At 40.3% G+C, this 23,088-nt stretch carries 27 protein-coding genes and 1 pseudogene; 25 read left to right on the plus strand and 3 right to left on the minus strand.

Features of this window, described 5'->3' with window-relative positions:
* From LI162_RS02765 to LI162_RS02840, 16 genes are all read left to right on the plus strand, one after another.
* Complete coding sequence (locus LI162_RS02765; RefSeq protein WP_173903442.1) at positions 1–702, plus strand: RloB family protein; 702 nt, start codon at positions 1–3, stop codon at positions 700–702.
* Positions 703–788: 86 nt separating this feature from the next.
* A complete protein-coding gene (locus LI162_RS02770; protein ID WP_173903443.1) occupies positions 789–1,214 on the plus strand; it encodes a TIR domain-containing protein in 426 nt (141 codons plus the stop codon).
* A gap of 1 nt (position 1,215) precedes the next feature.
* The gene (locus LI162_RS02775) at positions 1,216–1,869 is read left to right on the plus strand and encodes a hypothetical protein (protein ID WP_105309195.1); all 654 of its coding nucleotides are present in this window, start codon (positions 1,216–1,218) and stop codon (positions 1,867–1,869) included.
* Between the two features lie 6 nt (positions 1,870–1,875).
* Positions 1,876–2,307, plus strand: a complete 432-nt coding sequence (locus tag LI162_RS02780; protein ID WP_173903444.1) for a TIR domain-containing protein — start codon at positions 1,876–1,878, stop codon at positions 2,305–2,307.
* A 116-nt stretch (positions 2,308–2,423) separates the two neighbouring features.
* Positions 2,424–3,416, plus strand: a complete 993-nt coding sequence (locus LI162_RS02785) for a DUF3991 and TOPRIM domain-containing protein (RefSeq protein WP_173903445.1) — start codon at positions 2,424–2,426, stop codon at positions 3,414–3,416.
* 8 nt (positions 3,417–3,424) lie between these two features.
* Entirely contained in the window at positions 3,425–3,736 is a 312-nt protein-coding gene (locus tag LI162_RS02790; RefSeq protein ID WP_006426180.1) for a hypothetical protein, read from the plus strand.
* 168 nt (positions 3,737–3,904) lie between these two features.
* Positions 3,905–4,012 carry a DUF3789 domain-containing protein gene (locus tag LI162_RS02795; RefSeq protein WP_006426179.1) on the plus strand — a complete coding sequence of 36 codons (108 nt, stop codon included), beginning with the start codon at positions 3,905–3,907 and terminating at the stop codon, positions 4,010–4,012.
* A gap of 120 nt (positions 4,013–4,132) precedes the next feature.
* A complete protein-coding gene (locus LI162_RS02800) occupies positions 4,133–5,119 on the plus strand; it encodes a DUF5688 family protein (protein ID WP_006426178.1) in 987 nt (328 codons plus the stop codon).
* Positions 5,116–5,454, plus strand: coding sequence for a plasmid mobilization protein (locus LI162_RS02805; protein ID WP_005342758.1), 339 nt, complete (start codon positions 5,116–5,118; stop codon positions 5,452–5,454). Before LI162_RS02800 ends, LI162_RS02805 begins: the two co-directional genes overlap by 4 nt.
* Positions 5,445–6,887: a relaxase/mobilization nuclease domain-containing protein gene (locus LI162_RS02810; protein ID WP_173903446.1), complete on the plus strand. Its 1,443-nt coding sequence runs from the start codon at positions 5,445–5,447 to the stop codon at positions 6,885–6,887. Before LI162_RS02805 ends, LI162_RS02810 begins: the two co-directional genes overlap by 10 nt.
* Positions 6,862–7,743, plus strand: a complete 882-nt coding sequence (locus tag LI162_RS02815) for a PcfB family protein (RefSeq protein WP_105309813.1) — start codon at positions 6,862–6,864, stop codon at positions 7,741–7,743. Before LI162_RS02810 ends, LI162_RS02815 begins: the two co-directional genes overlap by 26 nt.
* A gap of 5 nt (positions 7,744–7,748) precedes the next feature.
* A complete protein-coding gene (locus tag LI162_RS02820; protein ID WP_105309191.1) occupies positions 7,749–8,753 on the plus strand; it encodes a hypothetical protein in 1,005 nt (334 codons plus the stop codon).
* A 26-nt stretch (positions 8,754–8,779) separates the two neighbouring features.
* Positions 8,780–8,983, plus strand: a complete 204-nt coding sequence (locus LI162_RS02825; protein ID WP_105309190.1) for a hypothetical protein — start codon at positions 8,780–8,782, stop codon at positions 8,981–8,983.
* On the plus strand, positions 8,970–10,766 hold the full coding sequence (locus tag LI162_RS02830) for a VirD4-like conjugal transfer protein, CD1115 family (RefSeq protein WP_105309189.1): 1,797 nt from the start codon (positions 8,970–8,972) through the stop codon (positions 10,764–10,766). The genes LI162_RS02825 and LI162_RS02830 overlap by 14 nt, the downstream gene beginning before the upstream one ends.
* 32 nt (positions 10,767–10,798) lie before the next feature.
* On the plus strand, positions 10,799–11,164 hold the full coding sequence (locus LI162_RS02835; RefSeq protein ID WP_115624663.1) for a glutamyl-tRNA amidotransferase: 366 nt from the start codon (positions 10,799–10,801) through the stop codon (positions 11,162–11,164).
* Positions 11,165–11,242: 78 nt separating this feature from the next.
* A complete protein-coding gene (locus LI162_RS02840; RefSeq protein ID WP_005342786.1) occupies positions 11,243–12,079 on the plus strand; it encodes a hypothetical protein in 837 nt (278 codons plus the stop codon).
* A 28-nt stretch (positions 12,080–12,107) separates the two neighbouring features.
* Here the strand turns inward: LI162_RS02840 and LI162_RS02845 are convergent, their stop codons facing one another.
* On the minus strand, positions 12,108–12,488 hold the full coding sequence (locus tag LI162_RS02845) for a hypothetical protein (protein WP_156734681.1): 381 nt from the start codon (positions 12,486–12,488) through the stop codon (positions 12,108–12,110).
* A gap of 81 nt (positions 12,489–12,569) precedes the next feature.
* Between LI162_RS02845 and LI162_RS02850 the strand changes: the two genes are divergently transcribed.
* The 4 genes and pseudogenes from LI162_RS02850 (at position 12,570) to LI162_RS02865 (ending at position 17,525) form a co-directional block, all read left to right on the plus strand.
* The gene (locus LI162_RS02850) at positions 12,570–12,962 is read left to right on the plus strand and encodes a PrgI family protein (protein WP_156734680.1); all 393 of its coding nucleotides are present in this window, start codon (positions 12,570–12,572) and stop codon (positions 12,960–12,962) included.
* The gene (locus LI162_RS02855) at positions 12,943–15,282 is read left to right on the plus strand and encodes a VirB4-like conjugal transfer ATPase, CD1110 family (protein WP_227155691.1); all 2,340 of its coding nucleotides are present in this window, start codon (positions 12,943–12,945) and stop codon (positions 15,280–15,282) included. Before LI162_RS02850 ends, LI162_RS02855 begins: the two co-directional genes overlap by 20 nt.
* A gap of 88 nt (positions 15,283–15,370) precedes the next feature.
* Positions 15,371–15,778, plus strand: coding sequence for a DUF6075 family protein (locus LI162_RS02860; RefSeq protein ID WP_005337968.1), 408 nt, complete (start codon positions 15,371–15,373; stop codon positions 15,776–15,778).
* A gap of 25 nt (positions 15,779–15,803) precedes the next feature.
* Positions 15,804–17,525, plus strand: a pseudogene (locus tag LI162_RS02865) (lysozyme family protein).
* Between the two features lie 116 nt (positions 17,526–17,641).
* On the opposite strand, the gene LI162_RS02870 reads toward LI162_RS02865, so the two are convergent.
* Positions 17,642–17,899, minus strand: coding sequence for a helix-turn-helix domain-containing protein (locus LI162_RS02870; protein ID WP_044949112.1), 258 nt, complete (start codon positions 17,897–17,899; stop codon positions 17,642–17,644).
* Between the two features lie 174 nt (positions 17,900–18,073).
* On the opposite strand from LI162_RS02870, the gene LI162_RS02875 reads away from it, so the two are divergent.
* Positions 18,074–18,418, plus strand: a complete 345-nt coding sequence (locus LI162_RS02875; protein WP_009243976.1) for a hypothetical protein — start codon at positions 18,074–18,076, stop codon at positions 18,416–18,418.
* Positions 18,419–18,463: 45 nt separating this feature from the next.
* Here LI162_RS02875 and LI162_RS02880 read toward each other — a convergent pair whose 3' ends face one another.
* Positions 18,464–18,808, minus strand: coding sequence for a helix-turn-helix domain-containing protein (locus LI162_RS02880; RefSeq protein ID WP_009243975.1), 345 nt, complete (start codon positions 18,806–18,808; stop codon positions 18,464–18,466).
* Between the two features lie 198 nt (positions 18,809–19,006).
* Here LI162_RS02880 and LI162_RS02885 point away from each other — a divergent pair, with 198 nt between their 5' ends.
* The 4 genes from LI162_RS02885 (at position 19,007) to LI162_RS02900 (ending at position 23,076) form a co-directional block, all read left to right on the plus strand.
* Positions 19,007–19,972 carry a helix-turn-helix domain-containing protein gene (locus tag LI162_RS02885; protein ID WP_156734378.1) on the plus strand — a complete coding sequence of 322 codons (966 nt, stop codon included), beginning with the start codon at positions 19,007–19,009 and terminating at the stop codon, positions 19,970–19,972.
* Between the two features lie 146 nt (positions 19,973–20,118).
* Positions 20,119–20,721 (plus strand): MptD family putative ECF transporter S component, encoded by a 603-nt coding sequence (locus tag LI162_RS02890; protein ID WP_156734381.1) that lies wholly within the window; start codon positions 20,119–20,121, stop codon positions 20,719–20,721.
* A gap of 112 nt (positions 20,722–20,833) precedes the next feature.
* Positions 20,834–21,607, plus strand: a complete 774-nt coding sequence (locus LI162_RS02895) for an energy-coupling factor transporter transmembrane component T family protein (RefSeq protein ID WP_227155693.1) — start codon at positions 20,834–20,836, stop codon at positions 21,605–21,607.
* A 2-nt stretch (positions 21,608–21,609) separates the two neighbouring features.
* The gene (locus LI162_RS02900; RefSeq protein ID WP_173903450.1) at positions 21,610–23,076 is read left to right on the plus strand and encodes an ABC transporter ATP-binding protein; all 1,467 of its coding nucleotides are present in this window, start codon (positions 21,610–21,612) and stop codon (positions 23,074–23,076) included.
* Positions 23,077–23,088 lie beyond the last annotated feature (12 nt).

Below are 23,088 nucleotides of genomic sequence, written 5' to 3' on the forward strand. Positions count from 1 at the left end.
TTGGCTCCAGTAAGAAGTTATACGAATTGGAATAGCAGAACTACAGATGAAGAAGAACAGATTGAGCCTTATCGTAAGTACTTTTTCATATGTGAGGGTGCAAATACTGAAACATGGTATTTCAAAAAGTTAATTGATATCCGAAAAGAGTTAAATATTCATCCATTGATTGATATCCGGTTACTTGAAAAAACAGAGGGAGACAGGGATATTTCATTTCCAAGACGTTTGATTGAATTTGCAGAAAATCAGAAAGAAAATCCGGAAATAGCGTTTGATAAAGAACGGGATAAGATGATTGTTGTATTTGATGGAGATATTTTTGAAGAAAAAGTACTTGATTATGATGAACTAGTAGCAGAAGGTGAAAAGAATAATATATTAGCGGTCAGCAATCCAGCATTTGAATTATTTCTGTTGTTACATTATGAAAATTCATACGAAGATGATATTGAGCCAAATGCTGAACAGATTATCCAGAATGAAAAAGATGGACATCAGACGTTTATCTATAAGTTGTTACTTGCCAGAACAGGAATCAATCCCAAAAAGAATTCTGCAATTGGAGAACTGGCGAAGAATATAGAGATTGCTATTGAGCAGGAAAAGAAAATCAATGAAGATATTCATCAGTGTAAAGGACAGATTACGTGTAATATAGGTCGGATTATTGATGAGATTCGGAAGGATGATGGAAAATAAAAAGAACATTCGTTCTAATATATTGAAAAAGTACAAAAAAGACATTATAATACAAATATAATATAAAAATGAAAGGACGATGAATTATGTCAAAACCACAAATATTTGTATCATTTGATTTTGAAAAGGATAGGAATTATAAGTATACTTTAAATATGTGGAATGCAAACTCAAGCTTTGAATTTACATGTAATGACAAATCGCCAAGTGAAATTCAAAGCTGGAATATTCCAACGGTTAAAAGTGTTCTTTCTAGAAAGATTAATGAAGCGACTCATGTAATTGTAATTGTTGGTAAAGAAGCAAATAAATTACATAAGGATAGGGAGTTGATTGGATATCGTAATTGGCAGAATTTTGAAATTGCTAAAGCCAAGGAGTTAGGAAAAAAACTTATTGCTGTGCAATTAAATTCATTATATGAATATCCAGAGGAACTAAAAAATTGTGGTGCTACAAGAGTTTATAGCTTTACTCATGATGAAATCGTTAAAGCGATAAGAGGATGGTAATATGGATTCGTTAGAAATTTCATATGATCATTATAAAGAGACGTGTGAATTAAGTAGGCAAGCGCAAAGTAGGAGAAATAAAAATTTTGTAATTTTATGTGTATTAGAGGCAACGTCATTTTTATTTTTAGTAGAACCTGAAAAAACTTATGAACTTATTCAGGAAGGAATACATCAAAAATTAAATATGACTGTACAATTAAGTAATACACTTATACAGACATTGCTATGGCTGATAATTACTTATGTGATGATTCGGTATATACAAGATATGTTGTATATAGAACGGCAATATAAGTATATGGAGAAGTTGGAAAAGCATATTGCTAATGAATTGGGAGTATTTGAACGAGAGGGGAAAAATTATCAAAAAAATTATCCAATGGTTCTTAATTTCATTGATTTGTTTTATAAGATGTTAATGCCGATATTCTTTTTGGCAATTAATATAGTGAAAATATATACAGAGTGGAAAATTTCAAAAAACAAATCTATAGCGTTGGTGAGTGATAGTATTTTATTTGTGGCAATTTTTATTATTGTATGGTTTTATTTCTTTGAAATACATTCTAAAATAACAAAATTTTGCAAGAAACATATACCGCTTGTAGAACGGGCTACAAATATTTTGAGAAAAATTCTTGAGGAGGTTTAGACGATAATGGCAAAGAAAAAAGTATGCTGTTCATTTGATTATGAAAACGATAGGCATTATTATAATTTGTTGGAAGCTTGGAATGAAAATGAAAATATAGATTTTTCAATAAATGATTGTACTCCGAGTGAGATTCAGAGTGAATCTATTTCAAAAATAAAGCAGGTTTTAAGTACGAAAATCGGCCAGGCAAATTATATGATAGCTATTATAGGAGAACATTCTAATGATGAACATCCAGATAGCGAAGAAATAGGATATAAAAATTGGCAAGCATATGAAATTGATAAAAACAATGAGAAAGGCAATGGTTTAGTAGTTGTCAGATTAGACAGCTCATATTCAGTACCAGATGAGGCATATGGAATAGGTGCGAAGTGGGTGTATTCTTTTAATTTAGATGATATTTTAGAAGCATTAGAAGAACTGAAAAATTAAAATAGATCATTTATACATAGCCAGTTGGTTCCAGCTCAAGGAATCACCTGGCTATTTTCATGCCCGGATATTATTCCCAATAATATCAATCCAAGGCAGGAAAGGAGATGAAAATTATGCCATATATACCACCATCAGTTGTGCAAGAGGTCAAGCGGATGGACTTGCTCACATACCTGAAAAATTATGAACCATACGAATTAGTTCACTTTTCTGGTAACACCTACACTACCAGAACACACGACAGTTTGAAAATATCAAATGGGAAATGGATGTGGTGGAGCCAGAGAACCGGTGGCAGATCAGCACTGGATTATCTGATCAAAGTAAAAGGATACAGTTTTTTAGAGGCGGTTGAATTGCTTGCAGAAAAGGCAAATATTCAACCGCCTATTTCTGTATCTGAGAATGTTCCGATGGAGAAACAGTTATTGTTGCCAAAGAAAAATCAAGATGATCAGAAAGTGATTGCGTATCTTTCAGGACGTGGGATTGATAAGGAAATCATTCAGTTTTGCTTAGAGTCCGGAAGAGTTTATGAAAGTTCATTTCATCACAATGCGGTGTTTGTAGGGATGGATGAGAAAGAAAATCCGAAATATGCAGCTATTAGGGGAATCGGAACCAGTTTTATCGGAGAAGCAAATGGAAGCGATAAGAATTACTCTTTTTCCATTTTTACAGAGAAACCCCAAGATACGGTGCATCTGTTTGAGTCAGCCATTGATCTGCTATCTTATGCAACATTGCAGAAATTGGAGGGGAAGGAGTGGAGAAGAGAACATTTATTGTCATTGGCAGGTGTCTATCAACCAGCAAAAGAAATTGAAAAAAGTAAAGTCCCTGCAGCGTTGGTCAGGACATTAAAAATGCATCCAGAGGTGAAGACAATCGTTCTGCATTTGGACAATGACCGTATTGGGAGACTTGCCACAAAAGCAATTTCTGCAGTGCTTTCAAAGCAATATCAGGTAAAAGATGTACCGCCAAAACAAGGAAAAGATTACAACGATCTGCTCTGCATCAAGTTAAATCTGGCAATTACAAAGCGAGAAAAAAGCACGAAAAAGAGTATGTCTGGTCATGAAAATATGAGAGATAGAAGGTGAAAAAGAACATGAAAATTGCAAAATATGAGCTGAAGGTCGTGCATAAGAAAAAGCTGATTTTGACGATGGAAGACGATGTGGACAGTGAAGAACTGTTGAAGATTTTTCTGAAAACACAGTTGAAAGAAGAAAAAGAACAGAGTGAATTACTTGGAATTATTGCTGAGAAAGTGTCAGAAGAAAGCTGTACAGAGCAGTGTGAAAGTTGTCAAAAGTATTGTCCGGCAAGTGAAGAATGTATGGCAACTGATGAAAATGTACGATGCACAAAGTGTGAATACTTGTGTGAAGCTTGCGGGATTTGTGAACTGAAAAAATAAAAAAGCAAGTGCTTTTTCGGCAAGTAAATCTTCTGATACCCGGAACAGTGAGACGGGTGCAGAAGAATACACAATACCAGCAAGCAACGCCTTTGGATTACCACACAGTTTTCCTGTCTGGCAGTCCGGCGGCAGCTTGTCAGGGAGAATCCCTGAAACCCTCAGAAAATGAAAAAGGAGAAAGTAACAATGTTGAAGTTTATTTGTGGAGTATTAGTAGGTGGCATTATAGGAGTAGTGTTGATGTGCCTGTTACAGATTAACAAGATTCAGTAGACAAAAAGAAAGGAGATACAAGATGCTGGTTGAAGTATCAATGAAAGACAAGAAGAAAGCAGAAAGACGATATCAGGAATATTTAAAGAAAATGAACAAGAAGAAGGGAGAACAGAAGAAATGATTGCAAAAGAAATGATAGCAGAAAAGGTATTTGCGGAAGGTGTAGCAAAAGACATCCGGAATTTTCTTCCAGCTAAATATGAGAATGCAGAATTTCAGGTAATGCAGATGAATAAAAATAATGGAGTCCAGATGGTAGGAGTCCAGGTAAGACTGCAGGAAGAAAATGTGTGCCCAGTTGTCTATGTAGAACCGTTCTTCAATGAAATACGTTTGGGTGAACCCGTTGAGAAAGTGATGAATGAAATTGCAAGATGCATGGAAGAAGCAGGCAATGTTCCGTTTTTGCACAGTGGTATCAACCCAATGGATTATGATTCAGTGAAGGAGCATCTGGCAGTGATGCTTGTGAACACCCAGGCAAACAAACGAATGTTACAGGAAATGCCTCATGAAAATATGGAAGATCTGTCGGCTATCTGTTATGTGGATTTTCCGGTAGAGTCTAACGATGGAAAAGCGACTATGAAGGTGAAAAATGAACATCTTAAGATGTGGAATGTGGATGCAAAGGAAATGTTCCAGCAGGCCAGAGCAAATACACAGCCTGTAAATACACCGATTCTTCAGTCAATGGACGAAATGTTGTTGAGTATTTTTAATGAAGAAGGACATGCAACAAACCTGTTAGATGAAAATGTTGATTTTGGACTTCGTTCACATGATATGCTGTATGCACTTACGAATGTAGAAAAGCAATATGGAGCATCTATGATCACGCAGCCAGAAGTTTTAAATAAATTGGAACAGCTTTTTCCAGAAGGATTTTATGTGTTACCGTCATCTGTGCATGAAGTTCTGATTGTTCCGGATAATGGAGAGATGGAACCGAAAATGCTTGGTGAAATGGTACGGGAAGTAAATAAAAATGAAGTGGAACGGCAGGAGGTTCTCTCAGACAGAGTTTACAGTTACGATAAAGAAAAACACCAGATTCGCCAGGAACCAGATTCTATACAGAAAGTAAAGGAGATGGAGCGTTGAGAAAACGTAATGTAGCAATCCTTTTCCGATTGAACAAAAAAGAAGCAGAGGCATTGGATAAGAAAGTAAAGAGAAGCGGACTGAACCGGGAAGCTTACCTGAGACAGTTGATTTCTGGTGTTGTTCCAAGAGACGCACCGCCGCCAGATTATTATTCTATGATGCGGGAGCTGCATAAGATTGGAAATAACTTAAATCAGATCGCACAGAAAGCACATGTGTTAAATGTGGTAGATGTGCAGCGTTACGATAAGGAAGTGCGGAAGTTCAATGAAGCAGTCCGTAAGATTACAGAAGCAGTGATACTTCCAGAGAAAAATGAATCATGGCAGTGACATCAATCTGGAGCATCAAGGGGTGGATTGGAAAGGTAATCAATTATGCGGAGAATCCGGATAAGACGAAAGAGAACAATGAAGGGCGAATATCTGAGAATCAATCACGATCCACACAAGGACTTAATGATGTAATTACCTATGCGGTGAATGCAGAAAAGATCAGACGGAGGCAATTTGAATCTATGGAAATGGAACTTGTCGGAGAAGCGGAAGAACTAATGGAACAGTATGTATCTGGAGTGAATTGTGCACCGACAACCGCCAGAGAAGAAATGATTGCAGTCAAAAAGCGTTTTGGAAAGGAGGACGGAATTGTTGCGTTTCATGGCTACCAGTCTTTTGCACCGGGAGAATGTAATCCGGCAATGGCACATGAGATTGGAAAGAAGCTGGCAGAAGAATTGTGGGGCAGTCAGTATCAGGTATTGATTGCGACTCATTTGGATAAGGTGAATCATCTGCACAACCATTTTGTGGTGAACTCAGTTTCATTCATTGATGGGAAAAGATACCACAGGACAAATCAGGATTACCGGGATATGCGGATGGTGTCAGACCGTTTATGTAAAGAATACCAGTTATCGGTTGTGAGGCAGCCAGAACAGGGAAAAGGAAAACATTATGCCGAGTGGCAGGCAGAACAGGATGGAAAGCCGAGTTATCACAGCATGGTAAAGGCAGATGTTGACGAGGCAATCCGAAAGGCGAGGACTGAAAAACAGTTCTTTTTTTATTTGCGGGAAAAAGGATATTCTTTTAAGTTCGGGAAAGACATTACCATTCGTCCGAAAGGGCGGGAGCGTGGTCTGAAGTTAAAGCGGAATTTTGGAGAGAATTATTCACTGGAAGCAATCAGGGTTCGGATTCTGGAAGAAAATGAATTACCTGCCGAGAAGAAATTTCCGGTTCAGAGACATTACTGGATTCGGGTATCCGGCAACTTCAAGCAGACAAGAAAAATCGGAGGACTTCGGGGATTGTATCTGCATTACTGTTATCTTTTAGGAATCCTACCGAAGAATCGCCTGTCAATATCTGCTAAACAGGTGCATGTATTGTTCCGGGAGGATTTATTAAAACTGAATACCGTTTCTAAAGAAACGAAGCTGCTTTGCCATTATCACATTGATACTGCGGAGCAGCTTTTTTCATTGAAGGACCATTTACAGAAACAAATGGAGCAGTGTGCGGAGGAACGGAAGCACTTGCGTTATAAGATTCGGGCAGACAGACCGGAAGAAGAAATACAGGAAATGAAGGAGCAGATAAAAGTTCTGACAGAGAAAATTGGAACGCTCAGAAAGGAGGCAGCACTTTGTGATGGAATCGCCGCACGTTCCAAGGTAATCGAAGAAAAATTTAAGATGGTGCGGGAAGAAAAAGAGAAGAAGGAGGAACAAAGCCATGAACACATCAGGCGAAGCCGCTGATCAGGTGGTACGAATGTCGTTGGAAGTCGGTGAAGCAGCATTGAAGATCAGTGGCACAGGAGCGAAGCATCTGGCAGTGATGCTGTATGCAGTCTTAAAAGAGAAGAAAAAGACAAAAGGCAGAGTAAGACTTGAAACACTGGTCAAATCAGGTAGACCACTGACGGTATTTTCGGTGAAAGAAAGTGATCTGAAACAATTTGTTCAGGAAGCAAAACGATATGGCGTGTTGTACTGTGCAGTCCGAAATCCAAGAGGAAGCAGTGACGGATTGGTAGATGTGATTGTAAAGGAAGAAGATGCACCAAGAATCAACCGTATCGTAGATAGATTCCAGTTTGCATCTGTAACAGAAGCAGCGAAGATTAAGACGGAAATTGAGCGGACACGTGCAGAAAAAGCAAAAGCCGGAAAATCAGAGAAGCAGGAAAAGAAGCCGGAAAAGGTACAGGTTCAGCAAGAAAAACAGGGACAGGCAGAGCCGGAAAAAGATTATCCGCAGAAATCCAAGGAGGATCAGCTTATGGACGAGTTGTTTGGAGAGTCGGTGAAGAAAGAGGGTAAGGAGCAAAACCCCTCTTTGGCAAAGACGACCAAATCCCGTCTGTCCGAGCCTACCTCAAAGAAGCAAGAGAAAACCGCAGAGGGTACTTCTAAGTTATTTACCCCGGAAAAACCAGAGAAACCATCGGTCAGAAAGGAACTTCGGGAAATACAGAATGCAAGGAAGAAAGAAGCGGAGCGGCGTGAGAATAGAAATGATCCGGTGAGAAATCAGGGAAATAAAGACCGGAATCAGATTCTCCACCAGCAGCCACAACAGAAACGAAAACCAAGGAAAGGGAAAGAGAGGTAAATTTTATGGATAATAGTTTTGATTCTTTATTAAATGCATCGGCTGTACCACAGGATGAAAAGGTACAGGCATTTATTGCAGAAAGCAGAAATAACAGGAATCGCTGCTATGAGTTGTCAGAGCAGGTAACCGCACAAGTGGCAACGGATGGGAAAATGCTGCAGAAGTATCTGGATGTACAGAGTACCTTTGATCGATATACTACCAATAATGCACTTCTGATTCTGGCACAAAGACCAGATGCACAGAAATTAGGTGACTATGGATACTGGAGAGATCATGGATTTTATTTAAAACGTATGGAACGACAGAATCCAGTTCTGATTTTAGAGCCGGGAAAAACATATAAGCGTGAAGATGGTACAGTTGGAAATTATTATAATGCGAAAAAGCTATATGATATTTCTCAGACAACAATGTCCGATACTACAATTCAAAAGTCAGAATATGAAGAACATGATTTAATCCGGGCGTTAGTCAGTACCCCTCCGGTAAATATTGTTGCAGCAGAACCAGAACAGATGCCGGATGAAAAAGGAGCATTTTTTAAACCGGAAGAAGGTTGTATTTATGTAAGAAAAGGGATGAGTGCACAGGAAATCTTTCAGAATCTTGTGCCGGAATTGGTATTTGCCGGATATGCGGATGGGAATCCGCACTATGATAAAAATGAAGATGCATTTCATGTATCGTGTGCGTCTTATATGTTGTGTAAAAAATATGGAATAGATACCAGTCGATATGATTTTTCACATGCACCAGAGTTCTTTGAAAAAATGGAGACTCAGGAAGTGCGGGCGGAACTTTCCAGAGCCAGAGATGCAGCGAATGCAATTTCTGCAAGAATGGCAAAGGTATTAGATCAGAATCGGAATGCAACTTACCGACAGTCAGAGACTGAAAAAACCGGACAAGACAGTTCTGAAAAGGTGAAAGATAAGAAAGAAAATCCAGAGCCTGAAAAGAAAGAACAGAAATCCAGAGGACAACATAGAAAAGAAGCACGCTAGAAAAATCAGGGAAAGGAGAATGCAAAATGAGCAGTGATACGATCACGTTAGAACTGGACAGATATGAGAGCGGTGTAGTGTTCCATTCCCTGAAGGACAAGCGGAATCAGATGCTGAAAGAGGGAAAAGATACGGAGCTTGTCGATGACGTCTTAATGAAAGTCATTGAGAAAATCGAAGTACCGCCGGAGAAGGAAAAGCGAGGACGCAGAAGCCATGAAGAACGATGATGAGCAGAGTGGTCTGATACTGGCAGTAATTGGAATTATCCCGGTTATCTGGTTTGCGTTACTTGTCGCACCTTATCTTTCGTCTGGTCTTATGGGGATTCTGGAAGGAGTCCCGGAAGCAATGAACCACCCGTTTTCGATTCAGTTATGTGGGGACAGTGTAAAAACTGTCCTTATTTTTTTGCTGTCTTACGCCATGGGAATCGGGATTTATATTTCTACCAGGAAACATTACCGACGAGGCGAAGAACATGGCTCTGCCAAATGGGGAAATGTGAAAAAAATCAATCGCAGATACAGGGAGAAGCGATTTACAAAAAATAAGTTGCTGACCATGCATGTACGAATCAGCTACAATATGCGGAAACATTTGCGAAATGTATTGACGGTTGTGATTGGCGGTTCCGGTTCAGGAAAAACCAGATTTTTTGCAAAGCCGAATCTGATGCAGGCGAATACCTCTTTTGTGGTTTTAGATCCAAAAGGAGAGAACTTGCGGGACACTGGGTATCTTCTGGAAGAAAAAGGATATGAGGTAAGAGTGCTTGACCTGATCAATATGGAAAAGAGCCATTGCTATAACCCGTTTGTATATCTGAAGGATGATAACGATGTGCAGAGACTGGTGACGAACCTGTTCAAAGCGACTACACCAAAAGGCAGTCAGTCCAACGATCCATTTTGGGATACCGCAGCTTCCATGTTGTTACTGGCACTGATTTTCTATCTGAGATATGAAGCACCAGAGGAGGAGCAGAATTTCCCGATGGTAATGGAAATGCTTCGTGCCGGAGAAGTCAGAGAGGACGATGACCAGTACCAGTCACCGCTTGATGAATTGTTTGAGCGGTTGGAAATGAAGAACCCGGAACATATCGCAGTAAAGTATTACAAAGATTATCACTCTGGTAGTGCCAAGACATTAAAATCCATTCAAATCACATTAGCCGCAAGACTTGAGAAATTCAACTTATCCAGTCTGGCAGCACTGACTGCAACAGATGATTTAGACCTGCCATCACTGGGAGAGCGGAAAGTGGCTTTATTTGCGTTAATCCCGGACAACGACACCAGTTACAACTTTCTGGTGTCAATTTTATATACCCAGTTATTTCAGCAGTTGTTCTATCTGGCAGACCATAAATATGGTGGAAGACTTCCAGTTCATGTGCATTTCCTCATGGACGAATTTGCAAATGTTTCACTGCCTGATGACTTTGATAAGATTCTGTCCGTTATGCGTTCCAGAGAAGTGTCAGTCAGTATTATTTTGCAGAATCTGGCACAGTTAAAGGCATTGTTCGAAAAGCAGTGGGAAAGCATTATGGGAAATTGTGATGAATTTTTATATTTAGGCGGCAATGAGCAGGGAACACATAAATATGTCAGCGAACTTCTTGGCAAGGCAACGATTGACACGAACACCTATGGAAAGTCAACAGGACATTCCGGGAACTATTCCACCAATTATCAGAATACAGGGCGGGAGCTGATGACACCCGATGAAGTTCGCATGTTGGATAACCGATATGCGATTCTTTTTATTCGTGGAGAAAGACCAATTTTAGACGAGAAATTCGATATTTTAAAGCATCCCAATGTGGGACTTACGACTGACGGAAACGGGAAACCATATCTGCATGGTACGGTTGGCCGGGCGGTGGCAAGTATCTCATTGGGAGACAGTTTAGAAGGTGAACTTACAGACGATTCACTGGAATCGGAAGATTACGAATTATTATCCGATGAAGATCTGGAAGAAATCATACAGAAATATCAGTAAATCCAAGAAAAATATATAGGAGGCTATCAAAAATGAAGTTAGATATGCGAAAGAAGCAGGAGAAGAAAGAAACCACAAAAGTAACGAAGAAGCTGCCAATGACAGCAAAAATGAAACGTGCCATGGCAGTGTATATTGCAATGGTACTGTTTATGACAGCAGGAGCAAGTACCGTATTTGCGGCAGACGATCCACTGACCGTTATCAATAATCTGTCCACATTTATTTTTGGATTGATTCGTGCTATCGGAATGATTTTATTAGGATTTGGAATTGTGCAGGTTGGTTTATCACTGAAATCTCATGATCCAAGCCAGAGAGCAAACGGATTTTTAACGTTAGCAGGCGGTGTAATCATTACATTTGCAAAAGAAATCCTGAATCTGATTACAGGTTAAGAAGAAAACAAGAAAATGGGACGGTGCAGGCTCGAAAGGAGCCGCACCGACCCGGCTAAGACAGGAGGTGTTTAGAAAGTGTCAGATAACTGGGTAGTACAGAACTTGCAAAATGCCCTGGATACCTGGAACAGTAAACTTGCGGAAATCTGGCAGATACTCACACAGTCACCGGAAACTTTTAAAGGTGGTGGTATCTGGCAGGTGATTGTGCAGATCCATGGAGCATTGCAGGCAATCGGCTATGCTTTGTTAGTGCTTTTCTTTGTAGTCGGAGTGGTCAAGACTTGTGGAAGTTTTACAGAGGTAAAAAGACCGGAACATGCATTAAAAATATTTATCCGTTTTGCGATTGCAAAAGGCGTAGTCACGTATGGACTGGAGCTGATGATGGCATTATTCAATATCATACAAGGAGTGACCAGTACAATTATGCAGACCGCAGGATTTGGAAGTACAGAAGATACCGTTTTACCGGACGAAATCATAGAAGCGGTAGAAGATTGTGGATTTTTTGAAAGTATTCCTCTATGGGCGGTGACGTTGATCGGTGGACTTTTTATTACAGTTCTGAGCTTCATTATGATTATGAGTGTATATGGAAGATTTTTTCGATTATTCCTATATACAGCAATTGCACCGATTCCGTTATCTTCCTTTGCGGGAGAGCCGAGCCAAAATATTGGAAGAAGTTTCTTGAAATCCTATGCAGCAGTGTGTCTGGAGGGAGCAATCGTGGTACTTGCCTGCATTATATTTTCATTGTTTGCATCATCACCGCCAGTAGTCGATCCAAATGCAGCGGCAGTGACTATGGTGTGGAGCTATATTGGAGAATTGATTTTTAATATGTTGGTACTGGTCGGTGCGGTGAAGATGTCAGACAGGGTAGTGAGGGAAATGATGGGATTGTAAAAAGGACGCCCGAAAGCATCCTTAAAATTTATTCTACAATGTTGTTGCTATTGTTATACCGCATATTCCCCTGAGAATCAAAATGGACAGAATCTAAAGGAATCCCTCTTTGTCTGGCACGAGAAATCTGGAAGGACATATCGTCTTTCATAGCTTTGTAGTATTGATGTTCCTGCCACTTGCGTCGTAGAGCAGAAATCCAGCTAAGAACAGAAAAGGCAGTCAGCAGATAGAGGATTGCAAATGCTAGTTTCTCATGGCTTGCTGCCCAAGGATTCAGAATCGTGGAAACAGCAAGAAAGTATAACAGTGGTAAGGTCAGATTTAATCTGGCAGCAATCCGAAACAGTAGAGAAATTAGGAATAAAGCAACGGTAATAACAAGTGAAATCATAACAGTGATTGGCATAGGTCAGTCCCCCTTTCGTTTAGCAAAAGTATAACAGAACATGAAAAATATAACAAATGTGCGATTTGGAGGTGTATCGTTTTGGAAGTAAAAATTAACAAGGAAATCAGGGATTACACAGAAGCAATCTTTTTTGGATTGTCCCTGAGACAGTTTATCTTTTCAGTATTAGCCTGCGGGATTGCCGTTGGGCTTTATTTTTTGCTTCACCCATACATGGGTATGGAAACAGTGAGTTGGATTTGTGTACTGGGAGCTGCCCCTTGTGTGGTGTTTGGATTTGTGAAATACCATGGAATGACAGCGGAGCAGTTTATCTGGGCATGGATAAAATCAGAAATCCTGATGCCGAAAAAACTAATGTTCCGGTCAGAAAATCTTTATTTTGATGCGGTAGAACCAGTCATTAAAAAATATGAGAAAGAAAGTATGAAGAAGGAGGGACGCAAGAAAAATGATAAAAACGCTGAGTAATATCTTCAAGCAGGATAAAGAAAAATTTGTAATTCCAAGAAGCGTACAGCAGGTAATTCCCATCGAGACCATCTGGTCTGACGGGATATTTAAAATCGGGAGAAATAAATTTGCACGTACTTATAAATTTACGGATATCAACTATGCGGTGGCAAGCAAAGTAGATAAGGAAACCATGTTCCTGGAATATATGGATTTATTAAATTCGTTCGATTGCGGTGGAACAACAAAAATAACGATCAATAATCGCCGCTTGAATAAAGTGGATTTTGAAAAAGCAATTCTGATTCCGATGCAGGAGGACGGACTGGATTTATACCGGAAAGAGTATAACAACATGCTTTTAGATAAGGCAACCAGTTCCAACAGCATGGTGCAGGAAAAATATGTGACAGTATCCTGCTATAAGAAAACGATCGAAGAAGCCAGAACGTATTTTGCACGAGTGACAACAGAGCTGAACAGCCATTTTGCAAGATTGGGTTCCAAATGTGCAGAGGTAAATGGAGAAGATAAGTTACGGATTCTGCATGATTTTTACCGTACAGGAGAAGAATCGGGTTTCCATTTTGATATTCAGGAGAGTATGAGAAAAGGGCACAGCTTCAAAGATTATATCTGCCCGGATACTTTTGAATTTGAAAAAGACTATTTCCGCATGGGAGAACGTTACGGAAGGGTACTTTTTCTTCGGGAGTATGCTTCTTACATCAAAGACGATATGATCGCAGAACTGACCGACATGAATCGAAATCTGATGCTGAGCATTGATGTGATTCCGGTTCCGACTGATGAAGCAGTGCAGGAAGTTGAAAAACGTCTGCTTGGTGTGGAAACAAATATCACAAACTGGCAGAGACGGCAGAATGCGAACAATAACTTTTCAGCAGTCATTCCGTATGATTTGGAACAGCAGAGAAAAGAGAGTAAAGAGTTCATGGACGATTTAACCACACGTGATCAACGTATGATGTTTGGAATATTGACTATGGTGCATACGGCAGAATCGAAGAAACAGCTTGATGCAGATACGGAAACTCTTCTGACAATCGGGCGAAAAAAGTTATGCCAGTTTTCAGTTCTGAAGTTTCAGCAGATGGACGGACTGAATACAGCACTTCCCATCGGACACCGGAAGATTCCGGCAGTCCGCACGTTGACATCGGAGAGCGTGGCAGTGTTGATGCCATTTCGGGTGCAGGAGATTATGGACGCAGGTGGAATCTATTGCGGTGAAAATGCAATCTCCCATAACTTAATTATGTGTAATAAAGAAAAACTGTTAAATCCAAACTCATTCCTTTTAGGAGTACCGGGAAGTGGAAAATCCTTTAATGCAAAAATGCAGATTGTATTCCTGGCACTGGCAACGCAGGACGATATCCTGATTTGTGATCCAGAGCGAGAGTATGCATCATTAGTTGAAGCAATGGGCGGAGAAGTGGTTCGCATTGCTGCAGGAAGCAGGGACCACATCAATGCAATGGATATGGTAGACGGATATGGAGATGGCGGTGATCCGGTAATTGAGAAGTCACAGTTTATCTTATCTTTGTTTGAACAGTTGGATAAAAAAGGGATCAATGTGAAGGAACGTTCCATTATTGACCGATGTGTAGGGGAAGTCTATGAGGAATATCAGCATGGCGGAGCAGTGCCGACTTTACGGGTGTTGCGTGAAAAGTTTCTGGAACAGGAAGAACCGGAAGCACAGGATTTGGCACTGGTATCAGAATTATTTACAAATGGAAGTCTGGACGCATTTGCACATGAAAGTAATGTTGATGTGAATAACCGTATCATGGTATACGACATTCTGGATTTAGGAAAGCAGTTAAAGACCATGGGACTTCTGGTAATCACTGATGCAATGCTGAACCGGGTAACGGAGAACTGGAAACAGGGAAAGCGAACCCATATTTTCTTAGACGAGTTTCATGTAGTATTTGAAAATGAGTATTCCGGAGCATTTTTTAACTCTGCATGGCGAAGATTTCGTAAGCGTAATGCATTTCCGACAGCAATTACCCAGAACGTGGAATATTTGTTAGATTCTGTTCTTGCAAGTACGATGATTTCCAACAGTGAGTATATCGTGATGCTTAATCAGGCAGAGCCGGATAGGGCAAAACTGGCAACACTTCTAAATATCTCCACAGAACAGATGGGATATATCACAAATGCAGATGCCGGTTGTGGTCTGGTGAAATACGGAAGTTCGCTTGTACCGTTCGTCAATAGATTTCCAACCAATACAAGGTTGTATAAACTGATGACCACAAAGCCGGGAGAGGACAGTATCAACCGGGGAAGAATGTAAAATTAAAAATATTTTGAATAATGAAAAGCAAGGCACTGGAAATCGTCACAATTTGTGGCGTTTTTTAGTGCCGGAAAAGGAGCCAAATATGTCAGAAATCAGATTTTCATCAAAGGAACACGAAAAGTTTTTTTATCAGATGTTAGCTAAATGCGGAAAGCACGACAGTTATTACAGTTCATTTTTCTATTGTGTGGGAATTTCTGAAGATACCAGAAATCATGTTGATCGCATGTTTGATTTTAAAGAGCGTTTGATTAAACCAGAAGCATTGCATGAAGGGTGGCAGACAGGCGGTTCGGCACGATTGACCAGACTGGCTTTCAACTTATGGAATGGATATGTGGAGAAGGGAGAAGAAAGCTTGTCTACTCCATACGAGATGTTCGATTGTGGCTATGCACCATATTTTTATGAAGCAATCCGCATGAAATACCCGGAATACTGCCGGGAACTGCCACAGGTAAGTAAAAAAGAAACTAATCATGAACGCTAGATAAAGATTCAAATGGAGGAAAGCGATGGATCGTAAGATAAAAACACGCCAAGTCCATAAGGATATTAAAGTATTAGATAAGACGGTTACGGTGACAGACCATGTCAAACATTCCTATGTCAGAACAAAAGAAACTGTCATGCAATCGACGGAGAAATCCAGTGATAGAGAGAATAATCCGGTAGGTTATGCAGAAGATGCGGCCAGCGAGTATGCTGACCGCATCTTTCACGAAACAGGGCATCAGGTACGTAGACAGGCAGGAAAGATTATTGAACGGAAGAAAGAGAAAGTTTCTGTTTCTTTGGCAGGCGAAGAAACAGTTTACCAGCCGAAAGAACAAATCCGACCAGTACCGCCTTCAGGCGGGGAAAAGGCACAGGAGCAGGGAAAAAAACTTGCTGTAAAAAAAATCAAGAATATTGAGCGGGATAAAAGAACCATTAAGACCGGGAAAGCATCGGAGCAGGTTGTAAAGAATACCGGAAAGGGTACCATCAAGACATCTGGAAAATCAGTCAAGACTGCAGAACAGACGGCAAAGACCAGCATTAAGACATCGGAGCAGACTGCAAATGCTTCTGTCCGGGCAATGCATTATTCTATGAAAAAAGCAGAAAAAGCAGTGCAGACAGCAAGGCAGACTGCACAGAATACCAGGATTGCAGTGAAAAAGACAGCAAAAGCGGTAACACATGTAATAAAAGCGTTGATTGAAGCTACAAAAGCATTACTGAGTGCATTGACTGCAGGTGGTTGGATTGCGGTTATGATTTTGATTATCGTCATTTTATTTGGTGGTTTTCTATGCATGACAGGTGGGGATAATTCCAGTACGGTTTCTTCCGTCAGTGCAGAAGTAGAAGCATACGAACCACTAATCCGACAGTATGCAAATCAATATGGTATTGGAGAGTATGTGGAACTAATCAAAGCCATTATGATGCAGGAATCAGGCGGGAGAGGACTTGACCCGATGCAGTGTTCAGAAGGGAGCTTTAATACAAAATATCCCAGACAGCCAAATGGAATCACAGATCCAGAGTATTCGATTTCTTGTGGTGTGCAGGAAATAAAAAGCTGTCTGGAACGTGCAGGAGTAAAAAATCCTCTGGATATGGAAAATATTAAACTGGCATTGCAAAGTTACAACTATGGAAATGGATATCTGGAATGGGCGAAAGCCAGAGGTGGATATACCCTTGCAAATGCAGCAGAATTTTCTGATATGATGGCACAGAGAATGGGGTGGAACAGTTATGGGGACAAGCAGTATGTACCGCATGTGCTTCAGTATTATGCATTTGGAAGAATCCCGACAGGCATCGGTAATCAGGCAATCGTTCAGGTGGCAGCATCTCAGGAAGGAAAAGGCGGAACAACCTACTGGAGTTGGTATGGATTTGGAAGCCGAGTAGAGTGGTGTGCCTGCTTTGTGTCATGGTGTGCAGACTAGAGCGGTTATATCCAAAGTGGAGTCATTCCGAAATTCTCTCTTTGTTCGGACGGTGTCAGGTGGTTTGAAAGTAAAGGCAGGTTCCGGGACGCCAGTTATACCCCGGCGGTAGGAGATATTATTTTCTTTGACTGGGGGAATAATGGAACGATTGACCATGTTGGAATTGTGGAGAGCGTCAGCGGTGGAACAGTGAATACCATTGAAGGCAACAGTGGGGATAAGGTGGCGAGACGAAATTACAGTATCGGAAGCAGTAATATCTATGGATACGGTGTTCCGTTATATTAAGAGTATTTATCTATAACATACCAATGTTAATTATTGATGTATATATGGAATGTATAGAGAAGGTTTTGGAATAAAAAGGAAGCAGCAATCAGTCAGAATGATATCTGGATTGCTGCTTATTTTTGGATTTGTATACCTAAAAGATATTCACAGGATACATGGAAAAATTCTGCTAAAGCTACAACTTCATAATCTGGTACAAAGCGTGAACCTTGTTCAATGCGAAGTATAGTTAAATCACTGAATTCGTATCCGGCAAGCTGAAGTTGTTCGGCCAGAGCTTTTTGGGACATATGTCGTTCGGTTCGCAATTCTTTAACACGTTGACCAATTATGTTTTTTGAATTATTTTCTTTGTTCCAATAAATTTTCATTATAACTACCGACTTTCTAAAGATGAAGTGTTATATGATTGATTTTACGGAATAATATTGATAATATACTTCTAAAGATGAAGTTCAAAAGAATAAAGTTATAAAAAAGAGTGCAAAAGGGAACAGTACGGTTAAAAAACACAATAATTATTAACGAAGAAGGTGAATATAAGAATGAATGAAGTATTTAAAAAAGTAGAAGAGATATTAGAAGAACTTCGCTGTGAGGCAGAAGAACGAGAATATTTTGTTCAAACAGAACAAGCGGAAAAGGCTGCACAAGAATTAAAAAAAGTAAATCGAGAGTATGAAAAAATATTAATAGAGATGCCAGAAGAATATAGAATTTTTTTAGAAAAGTATATGGATATTGTGGATCATGCAAATTTCCAAGAACAACAAAGAGCGTATTATCAGGGAATAGTAGATGCAATACAAATTCTTGCCGGACTTAAAATCATAAAAGAAAATGACAAGATAAAAGATTGGTTTACTAAAAAAATAACAGAGGCAAACTAAAAATGAGTTTGCCCCAATAATTCAGAAAGTTGTTTATTATTCTCTCTAATCAAGTTTTTTATATGTACGAAGATAAGCCTCTACCAGAGCAAGAATAGTGGTTATCTGATCAGCAGAACATTCTGAAAGATAAACTAACAGCCGTTGATAATCAAGATTATCAGATGGAACTGCTGGATAAAAGAACGGGTCAGCAGAAATATGTAGGGCACGAATAAGTTGTCCTAGTTTTTCAAGACTTGGAACATTACCATGATTTTCAATTTCTTTAATATATCTTGATGAGACGCCAGATTTTTCGGATAATTCATCATATGTTAGCTTCTGATCCAATCGGGCTTTTTTTAGACGAAAACCTAGCTCTTTATCAATTTTTTTAGATTTAGCCATAAATGCACCTCCATACCTAGTGTATAGTTCACATTTTTGTTTGGAAATGCATTAATAATGCACTATAACGAAGGGGTATGATGCATTAATGAATACTTTAGAAAGAATGCGTAGGTGACATATGATTATCTTGACTGTTAAATAAATATAAAGTAGTATATGATTAGTTAAAACTAACATAGAAGGGAGAGGATATAATTGACAAATCAATATATGAGTAAACTGTATCATGATTTACTTTCAAATTCTCCGCAGACAGTGACGATAGACATTCCTATTGATATAGGAACAGGACAGATTTCACAGGTTGTTACAAAGCAAGGAGCTGTTGTATCAGACTGGAAAATGAACTATTTTTCTGATATGAATGTGCAGGGTGTAAGCTGCGAAGATTATATTCAACTTTTATTTTGCTTCAATGATGGCGTATCGTGGAATATTGCAGATGCGCGTCAAAGTGTCAACGTTCAGAAAGGTGAATCTTGCATTTATCGAGGACATGGTAAGATGGAATACTTGTGTTATTCTGGGAAGAAAGATTTTCTTTTCAAGAATATAAAAATCCCCATGCCCTATTTTCACAAAATTTTGAATGACTACTTTGAAGATAGTGAAATAAACGCTTATGAAAAGAAATTACTGACAGGAATTTCAAAAGTGAGCGTTACACCGTATATGGAACACATTTTTGCGGAGGTAAAAGATTTTACGCAATATCGTGGCGGTTTAGGGTATCTATTCTTGGAAAGCAAAGTTTTTGAATTGCTGTCTGTGTATTTGAGTGAAGTATTGGAACTCAGTATTCTTTCATCGAGCTATATCAGCATTTCCAAAAGTGACAGGGACTCGATTACCGAAGCAAAAAGGATTATCGACAGTCAACTTGCTTTTGCGCCAAGCTGTGAGGAACTGGCGAAAAAGGTAAATATCAGTGTTTCCAGACTGACAAAGGGATTTAACTCTTTATTTGGGACATCTGTTCACGCATATATCATAGATCAAAGGCTGGAAAAGGCGGCAGGGTTGCTTTTGGAAAGCGATTTAAACGTAAGTCAGATTGCAATGCTGGTTGGCTATTCAAAACCAAGCAACTTTGCGGCTGCGTTCAAAAAGAAATATGGAGTAATACCCAAGAACTATAAAGATGAAAATACGATTGGTTAAACCTAAAAAAATACCGATTTTGGGTAGAATGAAATCGAGTTTGGGTTGGATATAACAACGAAAATTGGTAGAATTTGCGATGTGGTTAGAGAACATTAACCGCATCGCATTTTTATTTTCCAAATAAAGTGAGGAGGAATAAGTGTATGAAACAAAAGTTAAATGCGAAAGATTTTATTCTCATCGGTGTTTTAACGGCTCTTATGTGGATTATTTGCATGGTTATCAGCACCATTATGAGCGTGGCTGGCCCGGTGACAAATGTATTTTACCCGTCCGTTGTTGCGATCCCGAATGGCATCGTTATGATGCTCCTGCTGGCTAAGGTTCCGAAGAAAGGCGTGTTTACCATTTGCGCCGTAATTCAGGCTATCCTGTTTCTTCTGGTTGGTGCTTTCTGGTTCATTCCTATCGGTTTGATAATTGGCGGTGTCATCTGCGATTTCCTGGTTATGAGTCGGAGTGAAATCACAATGAAGTCCATGATGGCAGCCTATGCGCTGTTCAGTGCTATTTTTGCTTTTAGTGCTATCTGCCCTATCAAATTTCTTCAAAGCGCGTTTGTCGGAGCAATGGAGAAAAACAATATTGCCCCGGAGTACATTCAGGGAATGTTGAACATTACTTCCGTTCCCATGCTGGTAGTCATTGTCGCTGCCGGATTGGTAGGCGGTCTGATTGGCGGCTTTATCGGTCAGAAAGCATTGAAAAAACACTTTATCAAAGCTGGACTTGTTTCAGTAAAATAACAGGATCAGCCACCTGAAACTTTATCAGGCAATACAGGCAAGCGGGCTGCCTGACTTCAGAGCGTGGGGCTGAGAAGAGTCCTGCGCTTTAATTTTATAGGGAGACATTTGAATGGAAGAAGCACAAATTAAACAAATAATCAAGCGCCAGCCCCTACATGGCTCTGCGCTTCTCGACCCACGTTGCAAGATACTTCTTTTGGTCTGCATTGGTTTTGTCAGTTATTTTCTGGTCGGAGAAGTTGTCAGTCTCGCACTCATGCTGGTTTATGGGCTGTTTATTGCCTTAGGTAACGGAGAAAAATGGGCTGCTAAAATGATAGTGACATATATTGTTGTTGCTTATCTCAATGCCCTGCTCCGTTATGTCCAAGTTCCAGTTTTAAGTGTGATTATGAGCGTGTTCGGCGTGACGGTCTTAAAACTGATTCCCATTATGATGATGGGACTTTGGATATTGCGAACTACATACATGGATGACTTAATGGTGGCACTTCAACGGATGAGGCTGCCCCAGGCAGTCACAATTCCCCTTGTTGTTATGTTCCGCTATATCCCTACTTTACGGATTGAATATCGACAAATCCGAAGCACGATGGATATTCGCGGTATCAGTGATACCGTGTGGAAACGGGTATCCCATCCGTTAGCAACCATAGAATATATTTTGATACCTCTGCTGATGCGGTGCTTGAAAGTTACCGATGAACTGGCAGCATCCGGCACAACACGCGGTCTGGAATTGGAGTGCAAACGATATGCGCTGCGGCCAATCCGTTTTTCATGGCAGGAAATTGTGGTATCGCTGTTGGGTATCCTCTTTTTGGCCGGGTTGCTGTTTATCGACCAGACTAAAATCGGGGAAATCATTTTGTGGAGGGTGTGACGATGATCTCATTTCAGAATTTTAGCTTTCGTTATGAAGAAAGCAAAGACTTTACCCTCCGCGGCATTGATATGACCGTACAGACAGGAGAATTTATTCTTTTGACTGGGCGAAGCGGCTGCGGAAAAACAACCCTGATCCGCTCACTCAACGGTCTGATTCCGCACTTTTATCCCGGAGAAATCCAAGGTGATCTGCTCATGGATGGTCATTCACTGCTGGAAATGAAGCCGTCTGAATTGGCCGGACAGGTTGGAACGGTATTCCAAGACCCACGTTCTCAATTCTTTATGACGGATACCACGCGGGAATTGGCTTTCGGCTGCGAAAATCTCGGACTGTCCCGCGAGGAGACGATTGACCGCATTACAAAAGCGGCAAAAGAGTTAGAATTGGTAAACTACTTGAACAGGAGTATCTTTGCATTGTCCAGCGGAGAGAAACAACAGATCGCAATCGGTTCTGTTTATGCGCTGGGACCAAAAGTGTATATTTTTGACGAACCATCGGCCAATCTTGACTATGGCGCTACCAAACGGCTGGCAGAAATCATGGAAAAACTTAAACACGCCGGATACACCATTTTTGTGGTAGAGCATCGGTTTTATTATTTGCGCGATCTGATTGACCGAGCCTTTCTGATTCAGAACGGAAAAATTGAGCATGAGTTCACAGGGAAACAGTTTTGCTCTTTGCCCGAAGAAACACGAATTTCTTATGGCCTGCGTACAGCATACCCGGAACGCGATGCAGAACATTATCAGGAAAGGCCACATACAAAGGACGAGACACATCGGCTGAAAGTTCACAATTTAGGCTTTGCCTACAAGAAAGGGCCGAATGTTTTCCAAAATGTCAGCTTTGAAGCTCATGCAGGAAATGTGATCGGTATTCTAGGACATAACGGAGCTGGAAAAACAACCCTCTTATCTATTCTAACGGGCCTGCTAAAGCAGCAGCGCGGCGAGGTCTGCTTTGACGGTAAAAAATTGACACCACGCCAGCGGCGGTCACTTTCCTATCTTGTCATGCAAGATACGGATTATCAGCTTTTTGCCAGCAGCGTGGAGGAAGAACTCTCCCTTGGAATGAGGGACGATTGCGAGGAAAAAGTGAATGAAACGCTGAAAGCACTGGAACTATCAGATTACCGGGAACGACATCCGGCATCCCTTTCAGGTGGTCAAAAACAGAGGGTTACTATCGGTGCGGCAATCGTAAAGGGCAGTCCAGTAATCTACTTTGACGAGCCTACCAGTGGTTTGGACTATGATTCTATGGTGCGTGTCAGCAAACTGATCGAACAGCTTTCCAGCTCTGGCGTGATCGTGTTTGTGGTGTCCCACGATTTTGAATTTATTGTCCGTACTTGTACGGAGGTGGTTCAGTTGGATGATGACGGGGCTATTCAAAATCAAAGGCTCTCGCCAGAAATTTTGAAAACGTTGTCCGAAAAATATTTTTCCTGATAGGAGGTTGGA

This window comes from Mediterraneibacter sp. 210702-DFI.3.120 (assembly GCF_020561005.1).
In the GTDB taxonomy this organism is placed as follows: Bacteria; Bacillota; Clostridia; order Lachnospirales; family Lachnospiraceae; genus Mediterraneibacter; species Mediterraneibacter faecis.